The 20945-nt window shown below is 42.7% G+C and carries 23 protein-coding genes and 1 pseudogene; 10 read left to right on the top strand and 14 right to left on the bottom strand.

From position 1 onward, the window contains the following. Positions 1 to 82: 82 nt before the first annotated feature. Complete coding sequence (locus ACE3JL_RS07075) at positions 83 to 463, top strand: cyclic nucleotide-binding domain-containing protein (protein WP_271989604.1); 381 nt, start codon at positions 83 to 85, stop codon at positions 461 to 463. Between the two features lie 29 nt (positions 464 to 492). On the opposite strand, the gene fmt is transcribed toward ACE3JL_RS07075, so the two are convergent. From fmt to ACE3JL_RS07060, 3 genes and pseudogenes are all read right to left on the bottom strand, one after another. Continuing rightward, the gene (fmt, locus tag ACE3JL_RS07070; protein WP_271989606.1) at positions 493 to 1470 is read right to left on the bottom strand and encodes a methionyl-tRNA formyltransferase; all 978 of its coding nucleotides are present in this window, start codon (positions 1468 to 1470) and stop codon (positions 493 to 495) included. Positions 1471 to 1543: 73 nt separating this feature from the next. Further along, positions 1544 to 2338: a peptidoglycan editing factor PgeF gene (gene pgeF / locus ACE3JL_RS07065; RefSeq protein WP_375329161.1), complete on the bottom strand. Its 795-nt coding sequence runs from the start codon at positions 2336 to 2338 to the stop codon at positions 1544 to 1546. 237 nt (positions 2339 to 2575) lie between these two features. Continuing rightward, positions 2576 to 2692 (bottom strand): annotated as a pseudogene (locus tag ACE3JL_RS07060) (Uma2 family endonuclease); the annotation flags it as partial. Positions 2693 to 3256: 564 nt separating this feature from the next. Between ACE3JL_RS07060 and ACE3JL_RS07055 the strand changes: the two are divergent. Beyond that, positions 3257 to 3565, top strand: coding sequence for a DUF2887 domain-containing protein (locus tag ACE3JL_RS07055; RefSeq protein ID WP_271989609.1), 309 nt, complete (start codon positions 3257 to 3259; stop codon positions 3563 to 3565). 149 nt (positions 3566 to 3714) lie between these two features. After that, on the top strand, positions 3715 to 4176 hold the full coding sequence (locus ACE3JL_RS07050; protein ID WP_271989610.1) for a PPC domain-containing protein: 462 nt from the start codon (positions 3715 to 3717) through the stop codon (positions 4174 to 4176). Here ACE3JL_RS07050 and cobS read toward each other — a convergent pair. Continuing rightward, positions 4173 to 4931, bottom strand: a complete 759-nt coding sequence (gene cobS / locus ACE3JL_RS07045) for an adenosylcobinamide-GDP ribazoletransferase (protein ID WP_375329160.1) — start codon at positions 4929 to 4931, stop codon at positions 4173 to 4175. The two genes, ACE3JL_RS07050 and cobS, sit on opposite strands and share 4 nt — an antisense overlap. Positions 4932 to 5393: 462 nt before the next feature. Here cobS and ACE3JL_RS07040 point away from each other — a divergent pair, with 462 nt between their 5' ends. From ACE3JL_RS07040 to ACE3JL_RS07025, 4 genes are all read left to right on the top strand, one after another. Next, a complete protein-coding gene (locus tag ACE3JL_RS07040) occupies positions 5394 to 5612 on the top strand; it encodes a DUF2281 domain-containing protein (protein ID WP_002736385.1) in 219 nt (72 codons plus the stop codon). A gap of 2 nt (positions 5613 to 5614) precedes the next feature. Next, the gene (locus ACE3JL_RS07035; protein ID WP_002786019.1) at positions 5615 to 5998 is read left to right on the top strand and encodes a type II toxin-antitoxin system VapC family toxin; all 384 of its coding nucleotides are present in this window, start codon (positions 5615 to 5617) and stop codon (positions 5996 to 5998) included. Positions 5999 to 6368: 370 nt separating this feature from the next. Beyond that, positions 6369 to 7013, top strand: a complete 645-nt coding sequence (locus ACE3JL_RS07030; protein ID WP_375329159.1) for a hypothetical protein — start codon at positions 6369 to 6371, stop codon at positions 7011 to 7013. A gap of 55 nt (positions 7014 to 7068) precedes the next feature. Then, positions 7069 to 7455 carry a GNAT family N-acetyltransferase gene (locus tag ACE3JL_RS07025; protein ID WP_375329158.1) on the top strand — a complete coding sequence of 129 codons (387 nt, stop codon included), beginning with the start codon at positions 7069 to 7071 and terminating at the stop codon, positions 7453 to 7455. 134 nt (positions 7456 to 7589) lie between these two features. On the opposite strand, the gene ACE3JL_RS07020 is transcribed toward ACE3JL_RS07025, so the two are convergent. From ACE3JL_RS07020 to ACE3JL_RS07000, 5 genes are all read right to left on the bottom strand, one after another. Next, positions 7590 to 8165, bottom strand: coding sequence for a PIN domain-containing protein (locus tag ACE3JL_RS07020; protein WP_375329157.1), 576 nt, complete (start codon positions 8163 to 8165; stop codon positions 7590 to 7592). Further along, a complete protein-coding gene (locus ACE3JL_RS07015; protein WP_375329156.1) occupies positions 8162 to 8647 on the bottom strand; it encodes a helix-turn-helix domain-containing protein in 486 nt (161 codons plus the stop codon). Before ACE3JL_RS07015 ends, ACE3JL_RS07020 begins: the two co-directional genes overlap by 4 nt. A gap of 286 nt (positions 8648 to 8933) precedes the next feature. Beyond that, the gene (locus ACE3JL_RS07010) at positions 8934 to 9248 is read right to left on the bottom strand and encodes a hypothetical protein (RefSeq protein WP_375329665.1); all 315 of its coding nucleotides are present in this window, start codon (positions 9246 to 9248) and stop codon (positions 8934 to 8936) included. A gap of 454 nt (positions 9249 to 9702) precedes the next feature. Next, the gene (locus ACE3JL_RS07005) at positions 9703 to 11154 is read right to left on the bottom strand and encodes a type II secretion system protein J (RefSeq protein WP_375329155.1); all 1452 of its coding nucleotides are present in this window, start codon (positions 11152 to 11154) and stop codon (positions 9703 to 9705) included. Positions 11155 to 11928: 774 nt separating this feature from the next. Beyond that, the gene (locus ACE3JL_RS07000) at positions 11929 to 12228 is read right to left on the bottom strand and encodes a hypothetical protein (protein ID WP_375329154.1); all 300 of its coding nucleotides are present in this window, start codon (positions 12226 to 12228) and stop codon (positions 11929 to 11931) included. A 623-nt stretch (positions 12229 to 12851) separates the two neighbouring features. Here ACE3JL_RS07000 and folE point away from each other — a divergent pair. Both folE and hemB read left to right on the top strand, forming a co-directional pair. Then, positions 12852 to 13508: a GTP cyclohydrolase I FolE gene (folE, locus tag ACE3JL_RS06995; protein ID WP_125732644.1), complete on the top strand. Its 657-nt coding sequence runs from the start codon at positions 12852 to 12854 to the stop codon at positions 13506 to 13508. Positions 13509 to 13624: 116 nt separating this feature from the next. Further along, entirely contained in the window at positions 13625 to 14605 is a 981-nt protein-coding gene (hemB, locus tag ACE3JL_RS06990; RefSeq protein WP_271987844.1) for a porphobilinogen synthase, read from the top strand. Here the strand turns inward: hemB and ACE3JL_RS06985 are convergent. Further along, complete coding sequence (locus tag ACE3JL_RS06985) at positions 14602 to 15210, bottom strand: chromophore lyase CpcT/CpeT (protein ID WP_375329153.1); 609 nt, start codon at positions 15208 to 15210, stop codon at positions 14602 to 14604. The genes hemB and ACE3JL_RS06985 overlap by 4 nt on opposite strands. Before the next feature lie 77 nt (positions 15211 to 15287). Here ACE3JL_RS06985 and ACE3JL_RS06980 point away from each other — a divergent pair, with 77 nt between their 5' ends. Next, the gene (locus tag ACE3JL_RS06980) at positions 15288 to 17366 is read left to right on the top strand and encodes a thioredoxin domain-containing protein (RefSeq protein WP_375329152.1); all 2079 of its coding nucleotides are present in this window, start codon (positions 15288 to 15290) and stop codon (positions 17364 to 17366) included. Positions 17367 to 17879: 513 nt separating this feature from the next. On the opposite strand, the gene ACE3JL_RS06975 is transcribed toward ACE3JL_RS06980, so the two are convergent. The 4 genes from ACE3JL_RS06975 to ACE3JL_RS06960 all read right to left on the bottom strand — a co-directional run bounded on the left by ACE3JL_RS06975 (position 17880) and on the right by ACE3JL_RS06960 (position 20913). After that, positions 17880 to 18101 (bottom strand): hypothetical protein, encoded by a 222-nt coding sequence (locus tag ACE3JL_RS06975; protein WP_375329151.1) that lies wholly within the window; start codon positions 18099 to 18101, stop codon positions 17880 to 17882. Positions 18102 to 18205: 104 nt separating this feature from the next. Beyond that, entirely contained in the window at positions 18206 to 18460 is a 255-nt protein-coding gene (locus tag ACE3JL_RS06970; protein WP_002748711.1) for a type II toxin-antitoxin system RelE/ParE family toxin, read from the bottom strand. Further along, on the bottom strand, positions 18457 to 18666 hold the full coding sequence (locus ACE3JL_RS06965; protein WP_002748710.1) for a hypothetical protein: 210 nt from the start codon (positions 18664 to 18666) through the stop codon (positions 18457 to 18459). The genes ACE3JL_RS06970 and ACE3JL_RS06965 overlap by 4 nt, the downstream gene beginning before the upstream one ends. Before the next feature lie 285 nt (positions 18667 to 18951). Continuing rightward, positions 18952 to 20913 carry a tetratricopeptide repeat protein gene (locus tag ACE3JL_RS06960; RefSeq protein ID WP_375329590.1) on the bottom strand — a complete coding sequence of 654 codons (1962 nt, stop codon included), beginning with the start codon at positions 20911 to 20913 and terminating at the stop codon, positions 18952 to 18954. Positions 20914 to 20945: the final 32 nt, after the last annotated feature.

Below are 20945 nucleotides of genomic sequence, written 5' to 3'. Positions count from 1 at the left end.
ATTCTTACATACAAAAACGATGATCGGCGAGTTCAATCTATTGGAAAATGGGAGAGATAACCCGAAAAATTCTTGTTAAATCATGTTAAGTCCCGTAGATACGATTAGAATTCTCGAAAATCATCCCGATCGCATTTTTCAAGCTGGTGAAGTTATTTTTGTCGATGGCACGGAGGGCGAGTTAATGTACGGTATTCTTAGCGGAGAAGTGGAGATGTATGTTAAGGAACAATTGATAGAAACTCTAGAAAAAGGGGATGTATTCGGAGTGGGAGCGCTCCTGCATGGGGATAAACTGCGAGAATCCACAGCTATTGCCAAAACTGATTGTAAATTAGCCTGTCTCAATCAACCGCAGTTTTTATTTGCCGTACAGGAAACCCCCATGTTTGCGATCGAAGTATTAAGAAGTTATTCCGATCGCTTTCGCAAGTTGAAAAAAATCTTCACCGGTGAAGCATAGAGGAGCAAAAGAAAGCCATACCCCGAAAACTATTGACCGAAAATCTCACCGATAGTTAAACGGGAACCATTGACCAAATCCCCACCAGAACGCGGTGGTTTTCCCGATAATTGCACTTCTTTTAATAATAATAAACCCGCTCCCGTCTGCACCACCGGCCCGAAATTTTTCCAGAGAGTCACGATCGATCCCACTTCTCCGCTTAGATGAGAAAGGTCTTTTGTCTGTAATTCTCGAGGCAGTTGACTAGGATCGTCTAGGGGAATAGTGGCCATCACTTTTAGGGGTTGTCCCCGGAAAGTGGTCAGCGCATTAGGATAAAAACCCCGGACTCGATCGTGAATTGTCTGGCCCGAATCTTGCCAGTGGATTAGGTAGTCAGATTTCTGAATTAAAGGGGCATAGGTGGCATCGTCATTATTTTGAGGAATTGGGGTAATTTCTGCTCGATCGAGCTTAGAGAGGGTTTCTAGGAGCAAATCCGCCCCCATTTGTCCTAGGGTTGCTCCCACCTGTTCGGCATTGTCAAAAAGAGCGATCGGGCTGTAGGCTTTCAGTAACATCGGTCCGGTGTCCATGCCCGCATCCATTAACATGGTGGTAATGCCGGTTTCTTTTTCTCCCCTAGCGATGCACCACTGCACGGGGGCTGCTCCCCGATATTTCGGTAAAATTGAGCCATGAACGTTAATACAGCCTAATCTCGGCATCTCTAGAATTTCTGGGGAGAGGATTTGTCCGTAGGCAACCACTACAAAAGCATCCGCTCGCGATTTTCTGAGAAAATCTAAGGTTTTAGCATTTTTTTTCACACTTTTGGGCTGCAAAACTGGTATTTGCTGTTCTATGGCTATTTGTTTCACCGGTGAGGGGATTAATTGATTACCCCTTCCCCGGCGCTTGTCCGGTTGGGTAACTACGGCAATTACTTCTATATCGGGATTGGCTAATAATTTTTTGAGGGTGGGAACCGCAAAAGTCGGGGTTCCGAAAAAAACAATACGCATGGGAGAGGGGGAATTTTTCAGTAATCAGTGAGAAGAAAGGGCGAATTCTTGAGTGAGAATGTCCACTGAGTTATTAACGGCTAACTATACCAGACCATTGAATTTTTTTAGCTTTTTCCCGACGATAGGAGAAAAAATGCTCCTCTTGTTGATAGGTACAAAAAGGAGCGATCGCGATTTGTTCATCCCTAATTCCTAACTGTTGTAGTTGATGATAAATCACCCGTCGCACGTCTAAGCGCACTTTTCCTTTTTCCTCGTCAGCAAATAAGGGGGAAGGGGACAGGTTAAATAAATTCGCCAGAATTTGGTCGGGATTGGTTTCTTGAGGGAATAAACTTAAACCCACTTCTGCGGCAACTTCTCCATCGACTTGATACACTTCCCCAGCAATTGCGGGCCCCAGGGCCAGCAGCAAGTTATCTAAACAACTACCGGAGTTTAATAACTGCTTAACTGCTTTAGGAACTATCCCCTTAGCTGTCCCTCTCCATCCAGAATGAATCGCCACCCCAACACCGCTAGAGCGATCGCCAATTAGTACAGGCGTACAGTCGGCACTGGCTACCCAAATCCCTTGACCAGAAGCATCGGTGATAATCCCATCCGCTTCGACAATTTCTGGGTTAGTAATCCCTTGGGGATTTAATAAGCGATCGCCATGTACCTGTTTGACCCGATAAACTGGTATATTTGCCCCTAGAGCAGCTGTAAAAGCTTCCGGGGTTTGGGGGTAATAATGACGGGTAAAAAAGCCGTGGGACCAATCTTCCAAGAGATTACAGGTAAGATAGGGCAATCCTTGCCATGTTTGCCATTGCCACAGAGAAGTCTCGGTTAATCGGACATCGATCGCTACATTGGTCACAGTCTAAACCTCTCTGGCTGCAATAATACCTTATTCTTTCCTATCCTAGTTCTGAGTTTGGCTAAAAGGCAACCTGAAGATTATTGCTTAAAACCCTTGACAAAAGGCGAGACTTGCTTTATGCTTGTTGTACGATTGGAATCCGTGCGCCCATATATATAATCCTTTTGAGCGAAGATAAGAAGGAAAAAAATAGTCTCAACAATTCCGTCTGCGCTGATTAGAAGTCATTTTTAAAAATTTACCCTTAACAGGTGTTTTGTCGCGTTCTTCGGTTTCTTTCCAGATCACAAAGGAACGACGAACTTGACCATCAATAAATACTCCTAAAAATAAATCAGGTTCTTCCGAACCTGCACTGTAGAAAATTCCTCAAGCTTCCTCTGGGGTTAGCAATGCTATAAAGCTGATAAATATCAATCTAACAAAAACTCAAAGCTTTATTGTACAAGTCTTACAAGGGTACGTTGCCGATAGTTTTACACGACAGGTTCGGAAGAACCATAAATCAGTTACTATTCTTACGGTCTGGATTATTGCTTTAGGTAAAGATACGCCCTAGAGATTTAGATGCTATATTTGATGTTGATTAAAAAAGTTATCGGCTCTCCCAGCTTTGGTGGGTAAAATGTATTCTAAGATACAGTCTTGCGGGCGAGGGAGTGGAAGGAACCACTCCAGACACAGAGGACACAAAGATCGATCATTATGTAAGTTAAACTTATCACACAAAGTCGAGGAGAGCCAGTTATCGCATCCATATAAGGGTATCATTCTTGCCTGCTCGCCAGTAGCATCGGATGGGGGTTTTCTTCTAGAAATTTAAGCTAATCTAAACTTAACAAAAATTCACTAAAAAACTATTGATTTGGAACCGAAAAAGTAGTACAGATTGGTTTAATTGTCTTTGCTCAAATAATGAAAACTGATAAAATATTTTATACCTTATTTCAAGTCTTTCCCGAACTTCTGTTTCAACTGCTAGGAGAATCTCCGAAATTGGGAGATGGGAATGAGCTAGACCAAAATGCTTTTCCAGAGATGATGAGAGAGTTTGAAGAGGAATGGCAAGGAGAAGAACCAGAGGTATATGTAATAGACGCAGCTTTTTATACTCAAGAAAACCTTAGGGACTTTCAGTATAGTATAAGATGGATTAGCCGAGTCCCACTAACTATCCAAGGGGGATTTTTTTACTTGTTTTGCCAACAAGAAATAAGTACCTAAGCAAAATTAATTACACCTATTTTTCCTTTCCGCAGTTCCGCAGTTCCAGCGTTCCCCCTTTCCGGGGTGTGAATTTAATTTTATTGAACTGCTGATAGTTATCAGTTTTTTGTAGAATAGGGAGATTGAGAAAACGAACATCTGCCCCTATGACAAGATTTCCTTTTACTGGTCGCTATTCTGGTTTATGCGTCTTGCTCACTTTATTCTGGTTAAGCGGTCAATCTTTACCGGTGCGAGCGGAAAAAATCTATAATCCCGTCCCCCTCATCCTCAACAAAGAAATTAACGATACTCTCACCGACAAGGATATTCCCACGGGGGAGGGGGGGTTTGCTAGGGATTATACCGTAGATTTGGACAAGGACGATCAGGTGGCCATCGATCTCAAATCGGAAAACTTTGATGGAGTTTTAATTCTCCTGGCCGACGATGGTTCCACTGTAGCGGAAAATGATGATGGTCCCGATGGTGGCACTAATGCTCTCCTCTTTGCACGCATTACCGAGTCGGGTAAATATATTATTCGGGTGAGAGCTTTCGGAGAAACCGGTGGGGGAAAATTTACCCTGAAATTAACCCGTTTACGGGCCGTGGAGGGCAAAAATTAGCTAATTATTGTCAAAAAAACCAAGAATAGAGCCTCTGTCCACTCTACCACCGCACCGTAGGTATCGCCGGTGTGACCGCGAAGACGACGATATAACCAGTAACCAGTAAGCAGAGCGAGGGCGATTCCGGCACTAATGGCGATTATTCCCCAGCTTAGACCACCAAATAGGGCAATTAACCCCCAAATTACTCCCCCACAGTCCCAAGGCAGACAAAAAGCCACTTTATGAAAGGCTCCCTTACCGGTGGGTTTGAGGTAGGGATAAAGAGCGATCGCCATTACTTGCCCCCAACGTCCCCAAATTGGTGCTAAAATTAGGGCTAAAGCTCGATTATCGCTTAAATCAGTCAAAGCGGCGATTTTTAGCAGCAAAGCCATAGTCACGGCCATGACTCCAAAGGCCCCGGTTACACTATCGGCCATGACCGCTAAACGGCGCTGGGGGTCAGTGACAGCTAAACCATCGGCCGTGTCACTAACTCCATCAAGGTGTAGTCCTCCCGTTAGATAAACCCAAACCCCCACAAGGACAACTGCACGAGTCAGGGGTGGCATTCCCAGGCCAGCTAGAGTTATATCGAGCAAAACTAGAATTAGACCCAAAAATAAGCCGACTAAGGGAATCCATCGGGCAATTCTGCCAAAATCAGGCCAAGCAATCGGAACCGGAATAATCGTGTAAAAAGCGATCGCACCTAAAAATGAGCGAATTTCTTGACAAATGAAGTTAAATATGGTAATCAATCCCCCCAATTCGCTCCCGGTATGGCATCCTTTCTCATAAAGATGAAGTATAACCTAATTTTGTATCGGCCACCCTGTGGGATTTTCAAAATAACACGCTTACTTGTAATTTTATAGGAAAAGTTCTTGCGATCGCTCTATAGGAGAGTAATATACGGAAAGATTTTTTTTAAAATGTGTATTTGGCGTAATGTACGGAAAATTTCCGCATAATATATAGTTAGACTGAAGAAATCGGCTCTCTGGGGATTACGCCGAAGACTGTATCCTGTTATACAATTACGATTTGACGTTAACTCAGAAAAGCTGATCCAGTAAAGGTTCTGGCCAATTAGCTCCCTAACTACCAGCCTCATTCCTGGAGAGCCAAGAAATCCTTAAAAATCCCATTCACTTTAAAACTAGGAGGATCTGTATGTTGAGGCTTTGATCTAACTGCTATACTACCCACTCTTTTTAGAGGTAAACCAGATGATTTCTCCCCAACTGATTGCCACCCTCGACAAACTCCCGTCCCCCCTCCAAGCCGAAATTCTCAACTACGCTGAATACCTGGCTGCTAAATACGCCGCCCTTCCTCAACCCGAAGCGCCGCCCAAAATATATCGCCAAGCTGGAACCATGAAAGGGATGTTCAAAATGGCAGAAGACTTTGACGCTCCCTTAGAAGACTTCAAAGACTATATGTAACCATGACTTACCTCCTCGATACCCACGCCCTGATTTGGTTCTTGGAAAATGATCCCCAGTTACCTCAAACCACCCGTAACCAGATCGAGACTACACCCACGATCTTCGTCAGCATCGTGTCTCTCTGGGAAATTGCTATCAAAACAAACATTGCTAAACTTACCCTTTCCGTTCCGTTCAATGCTATTGAAGCTAACCTGATCGCTTTAGGTATTACTCAATTGCCAATCGCCTTTGCAGACCTGGAAATTTACCTCTCCCTGCCGCTACATCACCGCGACCCATTCGATCGCCTACTCATTGCTCAGGCAATCAACTACTCCCTCACTCTCATTAGTCAGGACACCCCCATGGATGCTTACTTAATTCAAAGATTTTGGAAATAGTTAATAAGAAAATATTTTGTGTAAACTGCTACCGAACCATTTGGACTTAAGATAGAGAAGATGAGGACGAGCCATCTTCGAGTTCTAGCAGGGCGACGGTTTGGCTATGGTTTAGGGAGAAGGGGTGATTTCGGCTTTTGAGGAGCGGCGTTAGCTTGGGGGTGGTAAAGTTTTGTTACAGAGTTGTGTCAGTCCGGGAAATCGGCGCTACATTCCAAAAAACGGCGCTTGTCGGCGCTGGAGGTTCTGTTCAAAGGAGGTTGTTTTTAGTACGGCAATCTCTCTAACACGCTCATAGGAGTGATATACGGAAAGTTTCCGTATATTATGTAGTTAGACAGACCAGTTTTGGATTTTGGAGAAAATAATAGTGCTTCAACAACAGTTTGATCAATTGAAGGAAATTAGGAAAGGGTTTGTTTATAAAGACTTTGAAGTGGTAGAAAACAAAATAATAAAAAAGTCTTATTATCGCAAAACCAATGAAAATCCAAATAAAGTCATTGAAGAATGCCGCGAATTTTACTTAGAGGATGACAAAATTTCTGAAAAAATCACAAAACGAGAATGTGATTTTGCTATTTTCAGTAAAAATCAATTCGTTTTACCTGAAGGTTGCTCCTTTGGTGAACCTACAGAAGAAAACTATAAGTATCATGATAATCCTATTGAGTTGGCTTTCCAATTTGGAATAGAGTTTAAGGAGAGCCATGGTAAACTTTCTCCTGTTAAATGGCTGACTTTAGGAGAAATTGTTAAGCAGTTAGAGTTTATTTTGCTAGAAGGTGCAGGATATAGAATTATCTCCAGAAAAGCTGATACCGCCTACTTTTCATTTCAAGATGAGCACTATCTTGTTACTCATTCTAGTGCAGGCTTTACTTTACATAAAAGAGATTCCCCCAGTCATATAAGTGGGCGCGAGATAAGTACCTTTAAAACATTTATGGAGCTAGTCTTAGCTGTTGGCGTTCAGAAGTTTCAATTTGGTATTTCTGATAACGGGGGAGATTAATTGAGTGACTAAGGTTGCATCAAACTCTCATAAAACGTGATCTAATTAGATTTCTATGCAAACGATAAAACTTGGTTCTGAAAACCTTACCTTTGAGGAGATTGTTAGTGAGTCTACACAGACCACCTTAGTATATGGTCTTTTTAGAGATGATGGTACCCACTTAGGTAAAAGTATTTGCATTTCTAATAAGTACAATGGGCAAGCTTGGTACTTAGATAATATTTTTATTTTCCCTGAATTTGAAAGAAAAGGATACGGGTCTCAACTATTAGAAGCAACTTGTCAGGCTCTTTGGATGATTAAACAAATAGACATTGTTTTAGAAAGACCAGGAGATACAGTTGCTTCCGATGGATTCAATCGTCAAGAATGGTACGAACGCCATGGATTTAAATCATCTCCTGAACCGTTAACTTGGATGATTCATAAGTACGAATAAATTCCTGTACATTGCTGAACTTGTTCCTGTCTAACAACCCTGGTGCAGCGGATTGACCGAAGCCGCTTGGGTTGGATACAAAAATCTCGGCAACCGCTGACCAGGCACGTTGGATAGACAAAGTTTTGAGAATTTCAAAGTAGTCCATCGTACAGCCTGAGTTCTGCTACAGTCTGGGCTAGACCTTGCCTTTCATAAGCTGCAAGTAACTCATCAACACTTTGCGGTGGATTTTTTAAACTCATTCGCTGTTGCTTAGCAGCTTCACAGATCACTGAAGGAGCTAAATCAATCAGATGAATAATAAACTCATCGGGATGCTGAGCCTCGATACCATATTGATCAAGAGTTGTAGCCGGAAAATCTGACAGATTGTATGTAACAATCACATCGGCTCCTGCACAAATGGCAGCTGCTAGTACATGACGGTCATTGGCATCTGGTAAGTTTAGCGATGGAATTAGATCTTTATAACCCTGAACGAGACAGTCACGTACATTACTGTTCATCAGAGCTTTTGTGCGGTGAAGACGCTCCTCCGTGAGATCAGGTCTATTCTTCAAAAGATTGCGAATCCACTCATCATGAATTTCATCAGTCCATTTGGCACGGAACAAATCTGTCAATGCTAAACGCATCAAAAAATCCCGTAGAGGAGCTGCATATAAAACACACGCGTCGAATAATGCAGTGAAGTTGGTCACAATCAATAGCCCATGTCCAACTCTTGTGCTTCGCGCGTAAGTTCTTCAAGAGTTTGTAGTCTTTTCTGGTCTATGTCATGCTTATAGGTCATGAGGTCGTCAAATCGAATCCGGCGATGAGTTCCCACTTTTCGGTATGGAATCTTGCCATCATCAATCAGACTGATCAGGAATGGACGTGATACATTCAAGAGGTCTGCTGCTTGTTGTGTCGTTAACTCAGCATATACAGGCATCAAAGTAACTGCATTGCCACGAGCCATTTGCGTCAGAATATCAGTTAAAAGGCGAAATGCAGACATCGGAATAACAACCACTTCTTCTGGCTCATTATCCGCCTGCACACGCAGTCTGAAGTCAGGCAAGTGGTTTCCAACAGGGCGTTTGCCTAGAAATCTTGAAAGCTGACGGCTTGACTCACGCGCAAGCTCTGTATCTGCCGCAGTCGGTGCAATTGTCTCTTGAAAATCAGCGATTCCAGTAGCCATTGTCTTGTCCCGCTCATACTGTTGATTGAACTCTTGTCCAGAGTTACTACGGCCTAGTGTAGCCCACATACGAAATAAATGCAACAAACGCAACAAACGAAAAGTATGTTTTTGTCACAACTTGCTCACCAGCTGTAGGGTGCGTTCCCTAATGTGGCTCCTACTGCTCCAGCGATCGATTTTGGGGAACGCACCATGCAGATTGATTGCAGTGCGATCGCTGCTCTTGTAGGGTGCGTTCCCTAAAGATCGCTGCTCTTGTAGGGTGCGTTCCCTAATGTGGCTCCTACTGCTCCAGCGATCGATTTTGGGGAACGCACCATGCAGATTGATTGCAGTGCGATCGCTGCTCTTGTAGGGTGCGTTCCCTAATGTGGCTCCTACTGCTCCAGCGATCGATTTTAGGGAACGCACCATGCAGATTGATTGCAGTGCGATCGCTGCTCTTGTAGGGTGCGTTCCCTAAAGTGGTTCCTACTGCTCCAGCGATCGATTTTGGGGAACGCACCATGCAGATTAATTGCAGCTGTGGGTTTAAGTGCGATGGCGCACCTAAAAATGAGCGAATTTCTTGACAAATGAAGTTAAATATGGTAGTCAATCTCCCCAATTCGCTCCCGGTATGGCATCGTTTCTCATGAAGTATAACTTAATTTTGTATCGGCGACCCTATGGGATTTTCAAAACATGAGAGTGCCTATAATAATTCGGCATAACACGGTTAAGTAAAGGGGGGTGTTAGATATGTGTAATTAATTTTGCTTAGATACTTATAACCCTGAACGAGACAGTCACGTACATTACTGTTCATCAGAGCTTTTGTGCGGTGAAGACGCTCCTCCGTGAGATCAGGTGTATTCTTCAAAAGATTGCGAATCCACTCATCATGAATTTCATCAGTCCATTTGGCACAGAACAAATCTGTCAATGCTAAACGCATCAAAAAATCCAGGGCGTTGTCAGATAAAAAGATGAGAAGGCAACGCCAGGATTTTAGATTTATTCAGCAAACCCTAACCAGGATAACATCAAGGTTCCAGCTTATTGCCATAGGTTTAGCGCGGGGTAATAGTTACTAAAACCTGATAGGAGTTTGGCGGACTTGTCAATACCAATAAAACTTGGTTGTTATTAAGACTGTTGATGTTTGGAGGTAAATTGGTGCTATTAGAGGTATATGCCCTTACGGTTTGATTCATGTTGACCGAATCCCATAAGAAATTAGACATATCATTCACCTCAATCTTAATGCTATCTCCAGCATTTGCCTGAACAGTTGAAGGGATAGCTTGTCCTTGTCCTGGCATACCCCAATCAAGAACATTATCTAGGGAACCTGTAGCAACTAAACAGGAGGAACAATTGACTCCTTGAATAACTTCAGCCTTAACATTTGCTGCCACGGTAAGGATGGGTATAGTTCCGTCCACAGACCCACCCACAACCGGCAGATCATAAGGAGGAGTCGAGGTGGGAGTCGAAGTGGGAGTCGAGGTGGGAGTCGAAGTGGGAGTCGAGGTGGGAGTCGAGGTGGGAGTCGAGGTGGGAGTCGAAGTGGGAGTCGAAGTGGGAGTCGAAGTGGGAGTCGAAGTGGGAGTCGGGGTGGGAGTCGAGGTGGGAGTCGAAGTGGGAGTCGAAGTGGGAGTCGAAGTGGGAGTCGAGGTGGGAGTCGAGGTGGGAGTCGAAGTGGGAGTCGAAGTGGGAGTCGAAGTGGGAGGAGTCGCGCTAACGATGCAAAAATATTCTCCACATCCGTCGTATCCTGTAGCTCTCGGAAAAACTCTGGTGCTGACAGAGTAGTTAACTTCCTCATTGGTAGTCATCTTTACCTGAGCATTGGCATTCAAAATCACTTGTTTACCATCGTTGTGAACGCAGGCAGAAAAACCAGGATCAGCGGCGATGAGGTTAAAACCCGCAGGACAATTGGTGTTATTAGCAGTCTCTGCTAACATATCGGTGACGGGGGAATTTTGCCAAGTATTAATATCATAGTTGCCATTTTCGTCCAAGCTTGGACCATAGCGCCACAAGACTCGCGGACCGGTCAAGCTATCTTTATCTTCAGGGACTTGGGTATAGTAAACGATCTGTTCACCAAGCGGAGCCTGACTGGGACTGTTGGGATTAGGAATTTGGAAGGCAAGAACTGCTTGCGCTCCCGGGGGTACGTTATCACTCGTGATCGCAGCTGCAGTCTTAACGATAATTCTTGCCCGTCTCAGGTCATCTGAAACAAACTCTAGAGTACGATTAAGATTATTTCGGATTTCACTATCAGCATTAGCTCGATAATTGCTTCTGAGCAGGTTAATTACGCCATTTCCCGCCACCACGACGACAATCAGCATCATTAAACCTGCTAGTAAAACTTCTGTAATCGTGAAACCCGCTTGTCGAACCGGTTGGTGAGCTTGTCGAAATGGTTGGTGAGCTTGTCGAACCAACTGAGCGGATTTTTTCTGCAAACGACCTAAGTGATTGATATACTCTAAATAAAAACGCATAACCTTAACCCATCCTAATTACTATTCTATACACTTCTGACGCACCTGATATTTATTGTAGTCGTAGAAATTTTATTAAACTATAAGGTCAGTCAAGTCGAAAGGGGTTTTCTGAAACCACTAAAAACTTGCTACTATCCACTCCCTTCACAATTCCCCTAGAAAACTCTCGATCGAGAATGTCTTGACCTAACTAGCTTTACGACTAATTACATCATAGCCTAAGAACTGAACTTCCCCGTTGACAAAAAGCCATAACCTGTGCCGTAGAAGGGATTAAGAGAATTTCCAGCACCCTGTTACTGGGTACAAATCAGGGAAACTCTCAATAAATCTCACGCCTGTTGTTGCAGTTGGGTCAGTCGAGTTATATTATAACCGACATTCCGCACATTTTCATATATGTTTATATATTTTTACATTCCCCAAGATGTTTTTACGAAAACCTGTCATTGTAGAAACTACTATTAAGAACTATTTTAAATAATTGATTTTTTCTGAGAAAACAAATTACAATTGTTTACCTTGATAAAATCCAGCATTGTAGATATAGTACTCCTAAAATAAATTGTGAAAAGGCCTCGTATTTTTTTAAGTTTAGGAAAATTAAAGAATTGAAATTTAGCGAAAACCTCTAACAGTTTACTGATTTCTTTATTCTTTTTTTTGACCTCTTCTAGCTCTTTTTTTGGGGTTATTTGTTCCACTTTTTACCAGCTAATTCTCACTTTTTTTAGCAATTGGTAGTAGCTATACCTCGATTTAAACAGAATCTCATAAGCCTATAGTACATAAGTTTTTATCTTCCAAATATCCCAGTGACTCTGGTTGATAATCCATGGCATTTAGATAGAGTTTTGAACCTTTATACTTCAAGATAATCCTCTCAATTTCTGTTGAAATAAATTCCTTTTTCCGTTTAGCAATTAATCCGGGGGTCACTCCAATAATTTCTTGAATTGCTCTATAACCGTATCCCGACAAAGCCAGCTTAACTGCTAAGTATCTTTTCAGTTCTCGGTAGTCGGGATTAGTTTTGATGAACTCTTCGAGAATTTGAAGTTCTGCTTCCATTTGATTCTGCAAACACTTATATTTATCCTCCTTTTATTCTAAAATATTTCGGGATTGTTGTCGGCATTCTAGTTTACATATTATTCAGGCGCACTATATATACATGGCTATCATTTTAGCAAATGGAGAGAATTCTTGTTTATTAAAAAATATTACAAAATACATGGGTATATCAAGAAGGGTTAACGGGTATATCCATTGATGGATAAGAGTTTTCGGCTTTTGTAGTAGATATGTACGGGAAAAGTTCAGATATTTATCTGGCGATAAAGTTTTTGTTGGTAAATCTAATTTTTTGTTAAAATGATAACGATTATCATTCCAGAGGAGGCAAAGTTGCAAACAAATGAACTACTTGACAAAATAAACTAATTGCGTGTTGAAACTCTACCCTAAATTAACAAGGGAGATACTCAAGACTTTTTCGGTGACTAGGAAAATCAATTTTTCCAGATTTCCGCACCGGAGATAAACCCAAAGACGAGGGAATAACCCGATAGCTTTCATTAGTTATCGTCTAGATGCCCAGAAAAATAAATACTCTAGCAAAGGGTATTTATTGACATTGGTAAAATTAGAAAACTTGGCCGATCAATTAACTATTGGAGTCCATAAAAATATCTATGACCTTAGCTAAGTCCAAAGCAATTTTCGACAATGATGACTACAATCACTTTCCTGAAGTGATTACCGAACCTAAATCGCCAGTATCGGAAGCTGAGATGATGCAAGCGGTACGAACACTGCTGTTAGGATTAGGAGAAGATCCCGATCGCGAAGGTTTACGAGACACTCCTAAACGAGTAGTAAAAGCCCTAAAATTTCTCACTTCTGGTTATCAGCAATCCCTGGATGAATTGCTGAATGGGGCAGTTTTTCACGAGAATGCTAACGAGATGGTTTTAATCCGAGACATCGATATTTTTAGCTCCTGTGAACACCATATTTTACCGATTATCGGCCGCGCTCATGTTGCCTATATTCCTAACGGAAAAGTGATCGGTTTATCGAAGATTGCCCGCATCTGTGAAATGTACGCCAGACGACTGCAAGTACAGGAACGTTTAACCGCACAAATTGCCGATGCTTTGCAAGGATTATTACAACCTCAAGGGGTAGCTGTGGTGATTGAAGCGACTCATATGTGTATGGTAATGCGCGGGGTTGAAAAATCCGGTTCTTGGACTTCTACGAGTGCCGTGCGCGGTATTTTTGCCGATTCTGCTAAGACTCGTCAAGAGTTTATGAGTTTGATTCGTCATAGTCCCGATTTTCACTAATTACTCAGGGGGATCGGGATTATTTGAGCGTCCTATCCCCAGTTTTTTCCTAGGTAAAAAACTAGAGCAAAACCAGCTATTTACTGTTTACTTTTTATTTTTAACTCGCTGTTATCATGCTGATTCGTCCCCGTCGTCTTCGTTATACTCCAGAGATTCGCCGTCTTGTTCGTGAAACTGAATTAACCGTTAATGACTTGATTTATCCCCTCTTTATCATGGAGGGAGAAAATCAAAAGGTAACTATTCCTTCTATGCCCGATTGTTATCGTTATTCCCTCGATTTATTGCTCAAAGAAGTGGTTAATGCTTATAATTTAGGCATTAATGCCATCGCTCTTTTCCCCTTGATTGCCGAAGATAAAAAAGATAATTTCGGCAGAGAAAGTTATAATCCTGATGGTTTAGTGCCAAGGGCAGTGAAAGCGATCAAAAAAGAAGTTCCTGAAATAATTATTATTACCGATGTTGCCCTCGATCCTTTTTCAATTTATGGTCATGATGGTATTGTGGAGGACGGTAAAATTCTCAATGATGAAACCCTAGAAGTTTTAGTGAAAATGTCGCTCTCACAAGCGGCAGCCGGGGCTAATTTCGTCGCTCCTTCCGATATGATGGATGGTAGGGTTGGGGCGATCCGTCGAGCTTTAGATGCGGCTGGCTATTTGGATGTGGGAATTCTCGCTTATACGGCTAAATATGCCTCTGCTTATTATGGTCCGTTCCGAGATGCCTTAGAATCAGCGCCAAAATTTGGTGATAAGAAAACCTATCAAATGGATGGGGCTAATAGTCGGGAAGCGTTACGGGAAGCCAGTTTAGACATAACAGAAGGGGCAGATATTATTATGGTTAAGCCCGCTCTCGCCTACCTCGATATTATCCGTCGTCTGCGCGATAGTAGTCATCTTCCCGTCGCCGCTTACAACGTCAGTGGTGAATACGCAATGATTAAAGCGGCGGCAAAACAGGGCTGGATTGACGAAAAAAGCCTGATTTTGGAAACTTTAATCAGTATGAAACGAGCGGGGGCCGATTTGATTTTGACCTATTTTGCTGCCGATGTGGCATTAATGAAACAAGAAAGCCGATTTTAGGGTTTTTGCCAGCGAAATTGATAGAAATTATCCTGCGCTCCCCATACCTGCTGCCCAAGACTATCATAACCTCGATCGCTGGTATCCATGCCCTGGGAATGTAGAATAATTGTATTAGTTATTTTTACCGCACCTCTGGCATTCGTAGGACAACCCTGGGGGGGAGTTTCTCCCCGATATCCCCCCACTATCGCTTTTAAAAATACAGTACAGACCGACTCGGCCAAATCTGATACATTTAATCTTCTTTCTGTCAAGTCTTTGTTACAAAAATTAATAAAGTTAGCGGCATTATTTAACTTATAAGCTTTTGATTCCACAGTGGAATTATCAGCGCTAGGTTGAATGACTAAAATTCTTTGACGATAGGGTTGATTTAAGCGATCGATAATTGCCTGTTCCTGATAAAGATAAATATTATCCTGTTTGGGGGAAAAATCCACCGCACAGGTAGTCATTTGCACCTTAGCAATGCGGGGGTTAGTCTGCGCTTGTTGCGTCGTATCCATGACCCCAATTAAATGATTAGCCACCCCCTGCACTTGCGGATTAAGGGGCAAAGATTGAGTGAGAAAAAATCCTAGGGCGATCGAAGTTTTCAGCATGAGCAGAGGCTTGATTCCGGTTAGTCTCTAATTAGCTTAAACTAATAAGCAGCAAGAGCAAAAATACCCCTTTTCCCATGACTAATCATCTGGCTGCATCTGAAAGTCTTTACCTGCGAAAACACGCCGAAAACCCGATCGATTGGTGGTATTGGTGTGACAGCGCTCTAGAAATTGCCAGGAGAGAAGATAAACCGATCTTTCTCTCGATCGGTTATTCTAGCTGTCATTGGTGTACGGTTATGGAAGGAGAAGCTTTTTCCGATCAGGCCATTGCCGATTATCTCAATCAGTATTTTTTGCCGATCAAAGTTGATCGCGAGGAAAGACCGGACATCGATAGCATCTATATGCAAGCATTGCAGATGATGGTCGGTCAAGGGGGTTGGCCGCTGAATGTCTTCCTAACACCGGATAGTTTAATTCCCTTCTATGGTGGCACCTATTTTCCCGTGCAACCGCGCTTTAATCGGCCCGGTTTTCTGCAAGTGTTGCAATCGGTACGTCGCTATTATGACGAAGAAAAGGAGAAATTAAGCAAATTCACGACCGAAATGCTGGGCGCACTGCGTCAATCGGCTATTTTACCGCCAGCAGAGACCAATTTAGCCGCTCCTTCCCTTTTAGCCACAGGAATCGAGACAAATACGGCGGTGATTCGGGTTAATCCCAATAACTACGGTCGGCCTAGTTTTCCGATGATTCCATATTCTCATCTGGCTTTGCAGGGTAGTCGCTTTGGTGAAGATTTTGACGATTCCCTCCAGCAAGCGGCCTATCAACGGGGGGAAGATCTGGCCCTGGGGGGAATCTATGACCATGTAGGGGGAGGATTCCATCGTTATACGGTGGATTCGACGTGGACAGTTCCCCATTTTGAAAAAATGCTCTACGATAACGGGCAAATTGTCGAATATTTAGCCAATTTGTGGAGTGCGGGTGATCGAGAGGCGGCCTTTGAGAGAGGGATTAAAGGCACGGTTAACTGGCTAAAACGGGAAATGACCGCCCCAGAAGGTTATTTTTATGCGGCCCAAGATGCCGATAGTTTTGAGAAGGCCACGGATAGGGAACCGGAGGAAGGGGCCTTTTATGTCTGGTCGGATTTGGAGTTAAGGGATTATCTCTCGACTGAGGAATTGGGGCTGCTGCAGGCTAATTTTACCGTTACTGCCGAGGGGAATTTTGAGGGTCGTAATGTGCTGCAACGTCGGCAAGGGGGAGAATTAGGGAAGGAGATAGAAAATATCCTCGACAAGTTATTTATTCGGCGTTATGGCAGTTCTCAAGCCCAATTAGCTCTTTTTCCCCCGGCCAGAGACAATCAGGAGGCGAAAACCGTCTCTTGGCCGGGACGGATTCCGGCGGTAACGGATACGAAAATGATCGTCGCTTGGAATAGTTTGATGATTTCTGGTTTGGCCCGGGCTTTTGCCGTCTTTGGCGAACCTTTGTACTGGACAATGGCTACGGTCGCGGCCGAGTTTATTCTCAAGCATCAGTGGTTAGATGGCCGTTTTCAGCGCTTGAATTATCAGGGTCAGGCCTCGGTTTTAGCCCAATCGGAGGATTTTGCCTATTTTATTAAGGCTTTGCTGGACTTGCAAACCGCTAAACCCCAAGAAACTCGCTGGTTAGAGGCGGCTATCGATCTACAGGGGGAATTCGATCGCTGGTTTTGGGCCGAGGATGAGGGGGGATATTTTAATACTGCGTCCGATCATAGTCTCGATCTGATCGTGCGAGAGCGAGGTTATACGGATAATGCCACCCCTTCGGCTAATGGAATTGCGATCGCTAATTTAGTTCGTCTGTCGCGATTGACGGAAAATCTAGAATATCTCGATCGAGCCGAAAAGGCCTTGCAATCTTTTAGTACCATCCTAGAACAGTCCCCCACCGCTTGCCCCAGTTTATTTGTCGCTCTCGATCAATATCGTCACGGTTTCTGTCTGCGCGCCACGGAAAGCTCGATCGAGCCGCTGTTAGGTCGCTATTTGCCCACTGCGGTGTATCGAGTCGATGCCAGTTTGCCGCCTAGCACATTTGGGTTAATTTGTCAAGGGTTATGCTGCCTTGAACCGGCGGAAAATTTAGAACAGTTGGACCGACAAATTGCTGGGGTGATAGCAGGGGGGTCAATACTGCTCGGTTAACTTAAAGATGGTGCGTTCCCCATCATCATCTCTAATCCACTCTTAACTAGCTCCCTAATCATAGTTCATCATTCAATCATCCCAATCATAGTCGATGATTGGTGGTGGGTTACGACGGATTGTTAGCTTGAAGTTAAAGCGGAAATTTTGGCCGTCTAACGCACCCTACATTATCTGGATGTTGTTAAATTTTCTCTTGACAAAGGCGAGTTGACATGATATTGTATTCATAATGCAAAATCCGTGCGCCTACAGACCCTCTTTTCAAATGGTCTTAACTATGATTGGTTCATTCAATCAATCTTCATCTCTAATCCACTCTTAACTAGGTTCCTAATCATAGTTCATCATTCAATCATTCCAATCATAGTTAAGACAGCATCCCCCTATAATTCCGATAAATTGAAAACGATATATAAGTATATTGTTGTCGATAGATGCGGAATTGTTCAATTACTGTGGGATTGCCTCGTAAAAAACAAGAGAGGATATTGGTATCAAGTAATGCTTGTTTCATAAGTCATTTATCCGTTTTAAATCGAGTTGACGATTAGCTTCTGCTTCTTCGACAATCTCTTGCATAGTATTTTCCATATCTGCTGCCATACCAGCAAATTCCATAAAGTCAATGTCTGGATGTTTTGTTTTTATAGATTGGACAAAATGCAGGATTTCCGGCAGCAGAGAAATGGGAGTTGTTTCAATTTCTTTAATAAGTTGTTCTTTGAGTGTCATAGATTTATCAGTTATTAGTGATTAATTCAATTATAGTCCTTCCATAATTATACTATACGGGCTACGTTCATCTTATATTTAATTACACCCATCTACTGAGAGGTTCAATAAGCATCTTTTCGATGAATACTACTCAATATGATAATAAGCATTTCCTTATCTTGAATTCTATAAATGATGCGATAATCCCCGATTCTAATTCGGTAGGTGTCATCATATCCTTTGAGTTTCTTGACTCCGCTAGGACGAGGTGTATCGGTAAGTAGTCTAATGGCAGTAATTAAGCGTTCGCGTTGTTGTTTGGGTAAGTTGTTTAGTTGTTTTTGAACTGGTTTCGGAATAATAACTCTGTAGTTCACCCTTGGGTTGCCTCATATTCTTCGAGGGTTAGATAGTCTCCTGCTTGATAAGCTGATTCAGAAGCGATTATGTTAGCTTGCTCTTCTTCTGTAATTTCTATTTCAGTATGTCGTTCTTTGATAAAGAGCAAAAAGTCAAGTAATTGAGTCAAAAGGGTGTCAGGTGTCTGCTCGATTTCTTTAATTAGTTGTTCTTTTAGTGTCATAGCTTTATCAGTTATCAGTTATCAGTTATCAGTTATCAGTGATTAATTCAATTATAGTTCATCATTCAATCATTCCAATCACAGTCAATGGTGGTGGTGCGTTACGACGGATTGTTAGCTTGAAGTTAAAGCAGAAATTTTGGCCGTCTAACGCACCCTACGTTTTTCTCAGTTGTGATTTGAATGATTGAGTGAATACTATGATTGTGTTGTATTTGGCAAGTCTTTATCAATGATCAATTATAGTCTATCCCATAATCCCATAAATCACAGTTAAGACTGTTTTCAGGGATGAGGGGGTTTTGGTTTCAACATCTCCACCACCTCATCGGGAAACCGTTGTCTTAATTCTGCTTCGGGTAATTGGGATAACATCCTCAGATAATTCTGATAAACGGTTTGGGTATGGGGATGATTTTCCCCTAATGCTTGGATAGCAATATTAATCCCTTCTCGATAGAGAGGTTCCGCTTCTGTGTACCTGCCTTGGAAATGGTACAATCCTGCTAAGTTGTTGAGGGAAGCTGCCACATCGGGATGATTGTCTCCTAAGAGTCGTTTTCTCAAATCTAATGCTTCTAGATGGAGAGGTTCCGCTTCTTTGTACCTGCCTTGGGAACAGTACAATAGTGCTAAATTGTTGAGGGAAGTTGCCACATGGGGATGATTGTCTCCTAAGAGTCGTTTACACAAATCTAATGCTTCTAGATAGAGAGGTTCCGCTTCTTTGTACCTGCCTTGGGAGCGGTACAATGCTGCTAAATTGTTGAGGGAAGTTGCCACATGGGGATGATTGTCTCCTAAGAGTCGTTTTCTCAAATCTAATGCTTCTACAAGGAGAGGTTCCGCTTCTTTGTACCTGTCTTGGGAATAGTACAATGCTGCTAAATTGTTGAGGGAAGTTGCCACATGGGGATGATTGTCTCCTAAGAGTCGTTTTCTCAAATCTAATGCTTCTACAAGGAGAGGTTCTGCTTCTGTGTACCTGCCTTGGGATTCGTACAATAGTGCTAAACCGCTGAGGGAAAGTGCCACATGGGGATGATTGTCTCCTAAGTGGGTTCGAGTTGCGGTTAAACAATCTTGATAGTAGGGTTCAGCAATAGCATACAATCCTTGTCCTTGATAATAACGAGCTAAACCCGTATAGGACCAAAATAAATCCTCATCAGCGATATATTGGGGATATTCCCCGACAGATGCTTGTAGATGGAGAAGGAAAGGTTTAAATTCTTTAACGATTTCTACAGTGGGATTATATGGCATTTCTGCCGATTTTTTGGCCATAATCCCACAATAACGGCGTTTTGCGGGTTCTGCGTGGGGTGATGCTTCTAACTTATCCCGAAAGTAGCGACGCAACAGGGGATGAATTTCATACCAACCATCACGATTATCCTGAACTAAACTCAGGTGAACTAAACTATCGGTTAACCATTCCTCCACTGTATCCCCATCTTCATCGGGAAATAAATCCAGAATCATTCCCTTGGGAAAGGGCGCAAGAGCGAATAAACTGAGGTAAAGTGCCAAAATTTGCGCTTCTGGTTCGCTATGCAACTCCTCCCAACTGAGATTAAAGGCAGCTTTTAACCCTCTTTCCGCAGTCATTTCCCCATGAAACTTGGGATTTTTGTCTAAACTTGGCTCATCTAAGCCGTTTTCGGCTAATTTCTGCCGTATTTTGCTAATTTTCCAATCCTGTCGCCGTTTTAGCAACCTTGCCACCAATTCTAACGCCAAGGGTAAATAACCTAAATCCTGACATAATAATTTAGCTGCCTCGATTTGTGTGTCAATTCTGTTGTCTTCAAGGTAGGAACGCAATAAATCAAGTGCATCTTTTTCTTTTAATACTTCTACCCGAAAAGTCGCAATTGTCGCTGATAAATATTCCTTGCGAGTGGTAATTAAAACCTGAAAACGTTTGTCTTCTTGCGGTGGTAAATAATCCTTAATTTGCTGATAATCCCGCACATCATCAAAAATAATTAGGACATTTCCCGCTAACCAGTTTTGCCAACAATAACGAATTTTTACGTCTAATTCTCCCTCATCCGGTAAAGTTAATTTGAGATGTACCCGCGCAAAATCTAAAATGGAAGTACCGATAAAACCGCCGTCACTTTCTGCCACATTTAACCAACATATACCCCCGGGATAGGCTTTTTCTCGCCATTCTTGCCAGCCAAACCATCTGGCTAGTTCGGTTTTACCTATGCCTCCCATTCCCGTTAAGGTAGATATAGCAAGCTTTTGGGATTGTTGTAAGTGCTTTT

This window comes from Microcystis sp. BLCC-F210, assembly GCF_042134685.1.
In the GTDB taxonomy this organism is placed as follows: domain Bacteria; phylum Cyanobacteriota; class Cyanobacteriia; order Cyanobacteriales; family Microcystaceae; genus Microcystis; species Microcystis aeruginosa_D.
This window is presented reverse-complemented; position numbering and strand designations above follow the sequence as displayed.

Excerpts from the sequence above, each read along its gene's own strand:
- ACE3JL_RS06980 (WP_375329152.1), top strand. The coding sequence starts at position 15,288 with ATGACTAATCATCTGGCTGCATCTGAAAGTCTTTACCTGCGAAAACAC.
- ACE3JL_RS07025 (WP_375329158.1), top strand. The coding sequence starts at position 7,069 with ATGCAAACGATAAAACTTGGTTCTGAAAACCTTACCTTTGAGGAGATT.
- fmt (WP_271989606.1), bottom strand. The coding sequence starts at position 1,470 with ATGCGTATTGTTTTTTTCGGAACCCCGACTTTTGCGGTTCCCACCCTC.
- hemB (WP_271987844.1), top strand. The coding sequence starts at position 13,625 with ATGCTGATTCGTCCCCGTCGTCTTCGTTATACTCCAGAGATTCGCCGT.
- ACE3JL_RS07040 (WP_002736385.1), top strand. The coding sequence starts at position 5,394 with ATGATTTCTCCCCAACTGATTGCCACCCTCGACAAACTCCCGTCCCCC.
- ACE3JL_RS07035 (WP_002786019.1), top strand. The coding sequence starts at position 5,615 with ATGACTTACCTCCTCGATACCCACGCCCTGATTTGGTTCTTGGAAAAT.
- ACE3JL_RS07050 (WP_271989610.1), top strand. The coding sequence starts at position 3,715 with ATGACAAGATTTCCTTTTACTGGTCGCTATTCTGGTTTATGCGTCTTG.
- ACE3JL_RS06975 (WP_375329151.1), bottom strand. The coding sequence starts at position 18,101 with ATGACACTCAAAGAACAACTTATTAAAGAAATTGAAACAACTCCCATT.
- ACE3JL_RS07000 (WP_375329154.1), bottom strand. The coding sequence starts at position 12,228 with ATGGAAGCAGAACTTCAAATTCTCGAAGAGTTCATCAAAACTAATCCC.
- ACE3JL_RS07005 (WP_375329155.1), bottom strand. The coding sequence starts at position 11,154 with ATGCGTTTTTATTTAGAGTATATCAATCACTTAGGTCGTTTGCAGAAA.
- folE (WP_125732644.1), top strand. The coding sequence starts at position 12,852 with ATGACCTTAGCTAAGTCCAAAGCAATTTTCGACAATGATGACTACAAT.
- ACE3JL_RS07055 (WP_271989609.1), top strand. The coding sequence starts at position 3,257 with ATGAAAACTGATAAAATATTTTATACCTTATTTCAAGTCTTTCCCGAA.
- ACE3JL_RS07075 (WP_271989604.1), top strand. The coding sequence starts at position 83 with ATGTTAAGTCCCGTAGATACGATTAGAATTCTCGAAAATCATCCCGAT.
- ACE3JL_RS06965 (WP_002748710.1), bottom strand. The coding sequence starts at position 18,666 with ATGACACTAAAAGAACAACTAATTAAAGAAATCGAGCAGACACCTGAC.
- ACE3JL_RS07015 (WP_375329156.1), bottom strand. The coding sequence starts at position 8,647 with ATGGCTACTGGAATCGCTGATTTTCAAGAGACAATTGCACCGACTGCG.
- ACE3JL_RS06985 (WP_375329153.1), bottom strand. The coding sequence starts at position 15,210 with ATGCTGAAAACTTCGATCGCCCTAGGATTTTTTCTCACTCAATCTTTG.